Genomic DNA, 9,990 nt, shown 5'->3' with positions numbered 1-9,990 from the left:
TTCGGATACTTTGATAGTGGCTATTCCTTACAAATTAATAGTTGTAGAATGGGGACTCTTCCCTACTTCCACTTAGTGTAGATAAGCTGAGACTACCGAGGCAGTCTCCGTTTGGCTTTAGTCGGAGAGAGCAGCACTTCCTTGGAGAGGTGCCACTGGCTCTGGTAGCACAAAGGTATTGACCGTCCATTGATAAGCAGCGATTAGCTCGCTGTTATTATAGGCGGTGTGATTCATCTCTTCGATCCGCTTCATCAGTGCTTCCGACTTAGCTGGCACCTCCTCCTGTACCATTAGGGAGGCATTGAAGCCTGGCCATACGGCAGTATCCTTGTGCGGGATATCAAAGTGGCTCTCTGCCAAAGCCTTTGGAATCACTTGATACACCTGGATCTCAAGCTCTTTTAAGAGCTCCTCCATCTGCTCAAGCATACTGATGTTACAGGTGATGTATGTAAATTTCATCTCATTCATTATCGTCACTGCTGTTTCTTTTCATTCTAAATAGTCTGCGCTCCCGATTGAGTCTCCGCTGGTGCATAAAGGCATAAGCGGTAGGCACCAAAATGAGGGTTACCAACATAGAGATCAGCAGACCTCCAATAATGGTAATACCAAGAGGAGCATACATCTCTTTACCCATACCGGTACTAAGTGCCATTGGTAGCATACCGAGGATAGTGGTCATAGAGGTCATCAATACAGGGCGTAGTCGTGAGCGACCTGCCTCCATCACGGCATCGCGGATGCTGTATCCACGCTGTATCAGCATATTGGTATAATCAACCAGCACAATACCATTATTCACCACGATACCCACCAACATAATCAGTCCGATAAAGGTAACCACACTCAGGGTAGTGCCAGTGATGAAGAAGGCAAGAATGATTCCTACCAAGGTGAATGGTATAGCAAAGAAGATGATGAATGGATCGAGTAGCGACTCAAACTGAGCAGCCATCACCATAAACACCAGCATCAGCCCAATTAAGAAGATTGTAGCTAGAGAAGAGAAGGTATCGCTCTGATCCTCCACCTGTCCGCCAAGGGAAATCTCGATGCCTTCAGGAGCACTGGTATTATTGATAATCTCCTCAGCGATCTTAGCGCCCTCACCTAGAGAGATGCCATTGAGGTCGGCTGTCACCTTCACATACCTTTGCTGCGTCATTCGCTCAATCTCCACCGGACCCTCTTTCTCCTGTAGGTCTGCTACAGCGATCAGAGGCACCTGCTGACCAAGTAGATTGGTCACCTGCATCTCCTTGAGCTTATTGATAGAGTGGCGGAAGTCGGGGGCATACTGAATCTTGATATCGTAGTCGCGACCATCCTCTGTAAAGACACCTGCATCGGCACCATAGAGATTTTCACGTACCTGAATACCAATCACCCCAGGGTTCAGTGCCATTTGGGCCGCCTTATCCTTGTCCACCACGATATGCACCTCACGATTACCAGCGGAGACAAGAGCCTCTACGTTGGTAAACTCTGGGTGTTCCTTCACCTTGCTCTCAAGACCGAGTGCTACCTTATTCATCTCCTCGATATCTTTACCAAAGATAACGAATTCGATAGGGGCTTTATTTCCCGTGAGGGCAGTTGCCATGGCGCTACCTCCCGACACCGTTACCTTCTCAATCTCGGGGATTGCCTCCACTAGTGGGCGGATATCATTGGCAATCTCCTGACTGCTTCGGCTACGCTCATCTACAGGCTTGAGGTGACAGAAGATGGTACCGATATTCTTACCCTCCTTAAATCCTACTGCCGTGAGAGCTCCATCAGGAGTCTGACCAGAAATACTAGCAAGGCCACCCACAGCCACCTCAGGTACATTCTCCTCAATGAGCTTCACAATCTGATTGCCCACCTCCTCTGTCACAGCATGCGAGCTTCCTTGCTCCGTCTCAAACTGTACAGAAATAGAGCCGGCATCAATATCGGGGATATAGTCGGTACCTACCGACTTTCCGAGTAATAGCACGAGGACAAAGATGATGAGGGCACTCCCTAGAGTAACTCCCTTGTGGAAGACCGCCCACCCGAGGAATCTATGGTATCTCCGCTCAATTCGCTCAAACATCCGCTCACTCCAATTGTAGAGCTTGCCATGCTTTCGCTCCTCTCCACCCCGAGGGGCTGGCTTCAGCAACACACTTGAAAGCATAGGGGTCAGCGTGAGTGCCGTAAATAGCGAGGTAATCAGGCAGACGACCGTAAGGATAGCCAATTGCTTAAACATCACACCCACAATACCACCCATAAATACCAGTGGCATAAATACCACAATGGTGGTCAGGGTAGAGGCGGCAATCGCTAGCCCCATCTCCGAGGCACCAAACATTGCTGCTTGCTTAGGCATCGCCCCACGCTCGATATGCTGCGTGACATTCTCCAGAACTACAATGGCATTGTCCACCACCATACCGATGGCTATCACTAGGGCTACCAGTGAGAAGATATTGATGGTATAGCCGAGCAGACTCATCACGATAAAGGCTGAAATCAGTGAGACTGGCATGGTGAGGAAGACAATCAAGCTTGACTTCCACTCCCTTAGGAAGAGCAATACCACCAGCGTCACAAATATCAAGGCATACCAGATAGAAGAGCTCAGGTTGTTCACCGAAGAGGTGACCAATTCGTCCGAACCAATCACTTCAAAGATCTGTACATCAGAAGGCAGATCGCCCTGGATACTAGCAATCTTATCACGCACGGCATTCGCCACATCTACCGTATTGGCACCCGATTGCTTTTGCACCAGGAGCGCAATGCCTTGGCCAATATGGTTGAAAGCCGATGCATCGGTCTCCTTAAAAGTATCCTTGACAGTAGCCACATCTTTCAGACGCACCACCTTGCCCTTCATCGCTTTAATCACCGTATTCTCTAGCTCCTCCACGCTCTCATACTTTCCTGGCATACGCACAGAGAAGTCATAAGCACTTTCAGAGACAAAGCCAGCCGGCACATTGACATTATTGGCCTTCAGCATCATAGAGACCTGTGCCACCGATACTCCATACCCTTGCATTCGGGTAGGGTCGATCTCCACACGGATCTCCCGCTCAGGCTGACCGAGATAAATCACGGTACCGACGCCATCCACCTTTCTCAGGGGGGAGGCAATCTTATCCTCCACGATCTCCTCTAGCCCGTTGTAGTTTTCATCGGCATTGATTGCAAAACCAAGCACAGGCATCATCGAGGCATTGATCTTATAGATAATCGGCGTATAAGCCTGCGAAGGTATTCGCGACTTCGCCAACTCTAAAAGGTCACGAGCGTTATTAGCAGCAGCCGTTACATCCTCCTCCCACTCATAACGAAGTTGGATAAAAGAGACATTCTCCTTAGAGATCGACTTGATCTCCACCAGATTTTCCGCCGCCGAAAGCACCGCTTCCAGAGGTTTGGAGACCTGCTCCTCCACCTCCACAGCCGAGGCTCCAGGATAGACCGTAATCACCGTAAGGGAGGGGAACTCCATATTCGGCATCAGGTCCAGTGGTAATTTCAATAGCGAAAACACCCCGATCACCATAATCGCCACGAAGATCATGGCGGTGGCGATAGGTCTTTTCACACCAAATTCAGGTAGCTTCATACGCTTATTTCTTTACTACATTCACTTTAGAGCCCTCACTGAGCTTATTCTTTCCATCAATCACTACCGAGTCGCCACTCTTCAGGTCGGCACTCTCGATATAGACCCAACCGTCGTTAATCTCGCCACGAGTGACAGGGATACGAGTGACGGTGCTACCATCGGCACTCAGCTTAAAGAGATACTCCTCGCCCGTACCCGCCAAACGATAGATCGCATTGAGCGGTACAAAGAGACCCTCACGCTCGGGAAGAGCGATGGCAACATTGCAGTACATTCCTGGCTTGAAGGTACGACTGCTATTGGGAATATTCACCTCGATAGAAGCAGTACGCGACATCGGCGAAAGGACAGGAGAGAGGAAGGAGACCTTACCCTCCACCACTTGGTCGGGGTAAGCATCAAAAGTGATCGCTGCCGCCTGACCACGCTCTATATAGCTCAGCTCCTTTTCATTCACCTCGATCGTCACCTTCAGTGGATTCACCTGACGAAGCTCTATGATACCACTCTCCAGCTTGAGGTCGCTTGTTACACTTGGGGTAAAGGCATAAGTCTCCCCTTCATTGATCAATATATCGGTAATCACACCACTAAATGGTGCGGTGATGGAGGTATTCTTTTTCAGCATCGCCACCTTCGCCACCGAAGCATCATACTTAGCCTTCACGTGGTCGTAATCCATCTGGCTGATACTCTCTTTTTCACGGAGTCTAGTGACCCGCTCAAAGTCCCGCTTAATCGCGTCATTTTCGATCTGAGCTTGTAGAAGCATCTCATCCGACATCTCCACAATCAGAGCCCCCTGTGGTACGTAGCTTCCCTTGGTATAGTGAATACGCTCCACTCTACCTGGCAAGGCGGTCCCTAGGTTGGCACTCTTAGAGGCCTCGGCACTACCCGAGAATCGAATATTGGGTGTGAAGGTCATCTCCTTGGCCTGTGCTATCGTTACAGGCACTACCTTATCCGCCTCCGACGTCTGCTCATTATCGCCTTTCCTGCTAGAGGAGACGGTACTACCCATTACTCCCAATAGTAGAAGGGGTAGCCAAATCTGCTTTATTCCTTTGAAGTACATATCTTAATGTCTATTTATCTATTTGTGATTTTGTTTCTGATGGTATTCCTCTGCATACTGATAGAGAGCCCCAGTGGACTTCTCTAGTTGCGATAGGGTCACCGCTGCCTCCACCCTTGCATCGATATCGGCAGAAGCCGCCTTTTCCCACATCGCCTGTGCCTCTAGGATATCTCGGATGCTATTCATCCCTTCCAGAAGGTTGTCTCGAGTGATACGGAGGTTTTCCTCCGCCTGCTCCTTGGAAAGCTTGGTCAACTCCATCTTCTTGAGCGCTTCGGTATGCTTAAATCGATTCTGCTGAATCTGCAAGCCAATCTTCTCCTGTGCCTCCTGTAGCTCCAATTGGGCCTTGGTCACCTGTTGCTCCGCCATATGCACCTGATGAAGGCGGTCGCCCCACGTGAGTATAGGGATCTGCACCCCTACTCCGATCATCCAGTCGCCACCGAGGTTGTTCTGAGTCCCCTTGTAGAGGTTGGGGCTCGTCCAGTTGTAACCAGCAGCTAAAAACACATTGGGCAAAAACTGCGACTGCACCATCTTCTTAGCCGACTGCGTGATGGCCAACTTCTTCCGAAGCATCGCCACCTCGGCACGCTCCACAGCATAGGGGTCGGTGAGTGCCACCAGGCGACTACTCAACTCCTCCTCACTAATCACACTTTTATCCAGAGTGATTTGCTCAGCATCCACTCCTATGATCTGCCCCAGAAGCATCTTAGAGAGTACCAGACCATTCTCAGCCTGCATCAGCGAGAGCTCCACCTCGTTTTGCTTCACCTGTACCTTGAGCACTTCATTCTTAGTGGTCATTCCCTCGGCATAAAGGTTCTGCAGGTCCTGCGCCAATCGCTCCAGTAAAGACTTGTAGCTCTTAGCCAATGACACCTTCTCCTCCACCGAAATCACTCTCCAGTAGGCTTCATCCACCGTGGTCAGCACCTCCGCCTCCGTCAGCTTTACCTTTTCGTGTGCCAGCTCCGAAGCAGAGCGTGCCATCTTATTGGCCTCCACGATCTTCATCCCCATAAAGATCGGTTGCTTCAGTACAAAGCCACCCGTGAATACCTCCTTTGGAGCAACACTGATAAAGTCCAGTGGCAATGAAAGCCCTGGAGGTGTCACTCCAGGAATATTAAAGTCAATGGCAAATGGCTTCAACGCCCGATCGCCAGGATTCACCCAACCCCCAGCAAAGTCGATGCGAGGCAGATACTTCGTCTTGGCCGACTTCACCAAGTAGTCCGAGGTGATCGCCTCCGACTCTGCCATCTGTATCTCCCTATTGTGGCTTAAAGCCATTTCACGGCACTTCTCCAATGAGAGCGGTGCTGGAGCTTGAGCCACAGCCTCTCCCATAGAGAGTACCATTGCTATAAATAGACAATAGGTCATCCCTATATTCAATTTCCGAAACATAATCTACACTAAAAAAATACTTACACTTACTTTATAAGTAAATAAAAGGGGGTCACAACATCCCTTGATACCACTCCCGAAACTCCCTATTCTTGGCTTTGCTAACAATAATCGCCTCGGGCGTGGGTACTGAAAGCGACACCGTGAGCTTTCCTCCAAACCATACCGACATACTCACAATAGCACTGTGAGCTACGATATACTGTCGATTGGCTCTAAAGAAAAGCTTAGGATTGAGCTCCTCGCCCATCTTCTCCAGTGAAAGGTCCATGGCATACTCCTTTTTATCGGTCGTCACCACCACACAAGCCTTATTCTCAGAGCGTATGTAGGCGATTTTATCCACCGATATAGGCAAGAGCTTATCCCTAAAAGGGGCAAGGAAATGACTCTTGTAGCTCATCGGCGAGCTACCAAGCGCCGCCACCAATTGGCTCACCACTGCCTGATTGTCTACCTTCTCACCACCTCTACTAAAGCGCTCCACCTTTCCCAAGGCACGTTCCAAATCACTCGCCTTGATTGGCTTCAAGAGGTAGTCAATACTATTCACCTCAAAGGCCTTCAGGGCATACTCTTCATACGCCGTGGTAAATATAATAGGGCAAGTAACCTCCACCCGCTCAAAGAGCGAAAAGACCTCTCCATCTGCCAAGTGAATATCCATAAAGGCGAGGTCGGGCTCATCATTGGATTGCCACCACTCCTCACACTCCTCTACACTCTGCAAGATAGCAAGCACCTCCACCTCTCTATCCCCTTCCTTGAGTAGCGACTCAAGGCGCTTGGCGGTAAAATACTCATCCTCTACTATAATGACCTTCATAAGAGTGACTTTGCACGGGGTGCTAATTCATTCAAACTTTCTATCAATGGCAGGGAGACTCTAAACGTCCCACCCCTTGAGACGATTTCAATATCCTTGCCAAATACCAATCGATATTGCTCCATAAGATTATCCAGACCCACCCCGCTACTACTAGAGGCTGCTCGCTCTCTGAGTTGCAAAGGGTTCTCCACCACTAGTCGTCCCTCCTCAGTACGGATAGAGATGGTCAGTGGTAACTTACTACTCGCGATATTGTGTTTAATTGCATTCTCCACCAAGATCTGCACTCCCGACGGGATCACGTAGTAGTCGAGATAATCCTGTTCAATACCCCACTCCACCTTTAGTCCATCATAGTAGCGAAGGCACATCAGGTAGAGGTACGACTTCACCAACTCCAGCTCTTCCGAGAGCCTCACCACCACTTTGTCGCGCATCGTGTGTCGGAATACTGCTGCCAGCTCCTCCACATACTCCGCTGCCTTTTCGTCATCTCTGCCGATGAGACCCATCAGTGTATTGAGGCTGTTGAATAAGAAGTGCGGGTCGGTTTGGTTTTTGAGTGCTGTGTATCTATTTTGCAATCGCTCCAAGTCCAGCTCCTGCATCCCCACCACTGCCACGTGGTTTTGCTTCATCAGGTAGATAATCATGGAGAATAGGAAAGTCACCACCAAGATCACCAAGTCCTTTACATACTGTAATGTCGCATAGGTATGGTAATTGAGGTAGTCTCTAAACCACCACCTTTGCAACCTTGACAGGTAGGGGGATAGCCACACCATACCTCCCAAAAGGCCTAATAGTATTAGCCAAAACTGATACTGGCGGATATTGTACCTATTGATCGCCCATGACTGGATCGAAAGGAGGAGGTAGAAGAAGAGCATATTCACCAAAAGCGAACCGAAGAAGTTGAGCGATAAGATCGCCCCAAAATCAATCTGCCGACTCTCATCAAGCAGACTGTAATAATAGATTGACGACGACAACATCACAAAGGCAAGCAAAAAGCTCACAATCAGCGTCGCCAGCCATACACTTCTACGCTCCGTGCTTAGAAATATAAAGCCCCGACCATGTCGTCGGCTCAATCGACCCTTCTTCCAAATACCCTTCGCCTCCATATCTTCTTCAAATGCTACCATCAGCTCCCTCCTATTTTAGCAAATATAGCATAAAGTAACGAGCCATACCACCACACTCTCCCCCTTTTACACACACTTTTCCACACACGCAGAGAGGGCATAGCGGCACGACTCGTCACACTACTTAACTTAGAGAATTGTAAAAAGATTACTTAGATTAGAAGCGGTAACCCACTCCTACAGTCAGCACACTAGCATTGGCCTTGTAGTCATCACTACTTAGAGGCATACCTAGCTTTGAAGTGACGTCATTCAGAGAGCTCTTAAGGTCGTCTACCTGGTTGATAAAGCCATACTTATACCCGGCATTGATCTGGATACCATTGGCAAATTCATAACCTAGTTGGCAAGCGATACCTACATCCCATCTCTGAAGCGCCGACTTTTCATTGTGCTCCTCATAGAGGTCTATCGGATCTATCTTTACTCGGTTACCGAGGAGCTCAATCTCATCGGTTTTAGCTGAGAAGCCTACGCCCACAAAAGGACCTACACCACCATAAAGTGTACCATTACCCACAGCCACCTTACCAAGGGCATATACAGGGATCTGCATACCCCACTGATTGATCTTATTCTCAAACTCCTTGCCAGCTACATTGGTCTCTAGACCACTACCACGGTAGTAAAACTCTAGCTCAGGCTGAATGGCGAAGTTCTGGTGTAGGTTGATCCTCATAAATCCACCAAAGTCTGCACCCGCCTTCATCTTGCTATCTAGCACCTTGAAGTCATCACTCAGTGCTAGGTGGCCGCAGTTTACACCTGCCTTCACACCATAGTCCAGCGACACATTGCTCTGTGCCATTGCCGAAGTTCCTAGCAGTCCCATCACCATACCGAGGGCGATTGTCATCATCTGTCGTTTCATAAGCTTTTTCTTTTCTTACTTGTTTCTAAATAATTGTTCCATCTTTTGTTTTGATTGGCCCAGCCAGCATCGCCGAACCATCTAATTACAGCACAAAGGTAGTCAGCCGAGTAGCATCCCACAAGGGAAAGACTACCGAACCGACCATATTCCCTACCGAAACGACTAAATTGTGCTTATTACGGGTAAGACTCCTTCAGAAGGCTATGCCCATAGACTTTCTTCTCTTTTAGGGGGTTACGCATTAAAAAGAGTCATGCATCTCATACACTGTACAGCATTAACAACTTATATTCATCAATGCTACTGATAGACTAGAAGGACCTCCTCGAGGAGGTCCGACGGATCCTAGCCCCTATGTCGGAGGGGCGTTAGCCCCGAACGACTAGGGGATTAACGGTCATCCCCCCCCTATCCCACGACCCCTTGCGGGTCGGACTAACGCATCAGATTAATCCTTAAATGAGTTGTCCGACCCACAAGGGGTCGAATGGCGGGGGTGGGTCGGGTTTTGGTCCCCTATTCATCGGCTCTACGAGCCTTGACTAGGGGCTAGGATCCGTCTGACCTCCCACGGGGAGGTCATTCATGGTAAGACCTTCTAATGCGTAACCCCCTATTCTCTCATTAAAGAAAGTACATCATTAATGAAAATATAGGTACTTTTGCTACAAGCAACACGATAAATACTACCTATATATGAATAGAGCAACATTAAAGACATCAACATCTATCAGAATTGATTCTGACTTGTTGGATCAAATGAAGAAGGAGGCCAAAGCCGAAAATAGAAGTCTTAGCAATTATATTGAGACCTTGCTCTATCGTATGGGCTATAGACCATATAATGAGGAAACTATTAAGGCCTGTGAAGAGGCAAGAAATGGAGAATTTGCTGGAGAGGTAGATACGACCAACAAGAGCACAATTGAAGCCTCTTTATTTGACGATGAAGCGTAGAGTCATATACACTACTAGGTTCAAGAAAGACCTTAAGAGAATGTTGCACGAAGTGCCATTCTCGCA

General features: G+C 48.6%; 8 protein-coding genes. 1 reads left to right on the top strand and 7 read right to left on the bottom strand.

From position 1 onward, the window contains the following. Window positions 1-117: 117 nt before the first annotated feature. The 7 genes from QVO39_RS04075 to QVO39_RS04045 form a co-directional block, all read right to left on the bottom strand. Window positions 118-465, bottom strand: a complete 348-nt coding sequence (locus QVO39_RS04075) for a PG0541 family transporter-associated protein (RefSeq protein WP_021903121.1) — start codon at window positions 463-465, stop codon at window positions 118-120. 1 nt (window position 466) lies between these two features. After that, window positions 467-3,613 carry an efflux RND transporter permease subunit gene (locus QVO39_RS04070; RefSeq protein ID WP_021903120.1) on the bottom strand — a complete coding sequence of 1,049 codons (3,147 nt, stop codon included), beginning with the start codon at window positions 3,611-3,613 and terminating at the stop codon, window positions 467-469. Window positions 3,614-3,617: 4 nt separating this feature from the next. Beyond that, entirely contained in the window at window positions 3,618-4,694 is a 1,077-nt protein-coding gene (locus QVO39_RS04065) for an efflux RND transporter periplasmic adaptor subunit (RefSeq protein WP_021903119.1), read from the bottom strand. A gap of 18 nt (window positions 4,695-4,712) precedes the next feature. Beyond that, complete coding sequence (locus QVO39_RS04060) at window positions 4,713-6,116, bottom strand: TolC family protein (protein ID WP_021903118.1); 1,404 nt, start codon at window positions 6,114-6,116, stop codon at window positions 4,713-4,715. A gap of 52 nt (window positions 6,117-6,168) precedes the next feature. Next, window positions 6,169-6,942 (bottom strand): LytR/AlgR family response regulator transcription factor, encoded by a 774-nt coding sequence (locus QVO39_RS04055; protein WP_021903117.1) that lies wholly within the window; start codon window positions 6,940-6,942, stop codon window positions 6,169-6,171. Continuing rightward, window positions 6,939-8,093: a sensor histidine kinase gene (locus tag QVO39_RS04050; RefSeq protein WP_021903116.1), complete on the bottom strand. Its 1,155-nt coding sequence runs from the start codon at window positions 8,091-8,093 to the stop codon at window positions 6,939-6,941. The genes QVO39_RS04055 and QVO39_RS04050 overlap by 4 nt, the downstream gene beginning before the upstream one ends. Before the next feature lie 157 nt (window positions 8,094-8,250). Continuing rightward, a complete protein-coding gene (locus QVO39_RS04045) occupies window positions 8,251-8,964 on the bottom strand; it encodes a porin family protein (RefSeq protein WP_021903115.1) in 714 nt (237 codons plus the stop codon). Window positions 8,965-9,663: 699 nt separating this feature from the next. Between QVO39_RS04045 and QVO39_RS04040 the strand changes: the two genes are divergently transcribed. Beyond that, window positions 9,664-9,924, top strand: coding sequence for a hypothetical protein (locus QVO39_RS04040; RefSeq protein ID WP_021903114.1), 261 nt, complete (start codon window positions 9,664-9,666; stop codon window positions 9,922-9,924). Window positions 9,925-9,990 lie beyond the last annotated feature (66 nt).

It is taken from the genome of Porphyromonas sp. CAG:1061, from assembly GCF_000435035.1.
Classification (GTDB): Bacteria; Bacteroidota; Bacteroidia; order Bacteroidales; family Porphyromonadaceae; genus Porphyromonas_A; species Porphyromonas_A somerae.
This window is presented reverse-complemented; position numbering and strand designations above follow the sequence as displayed.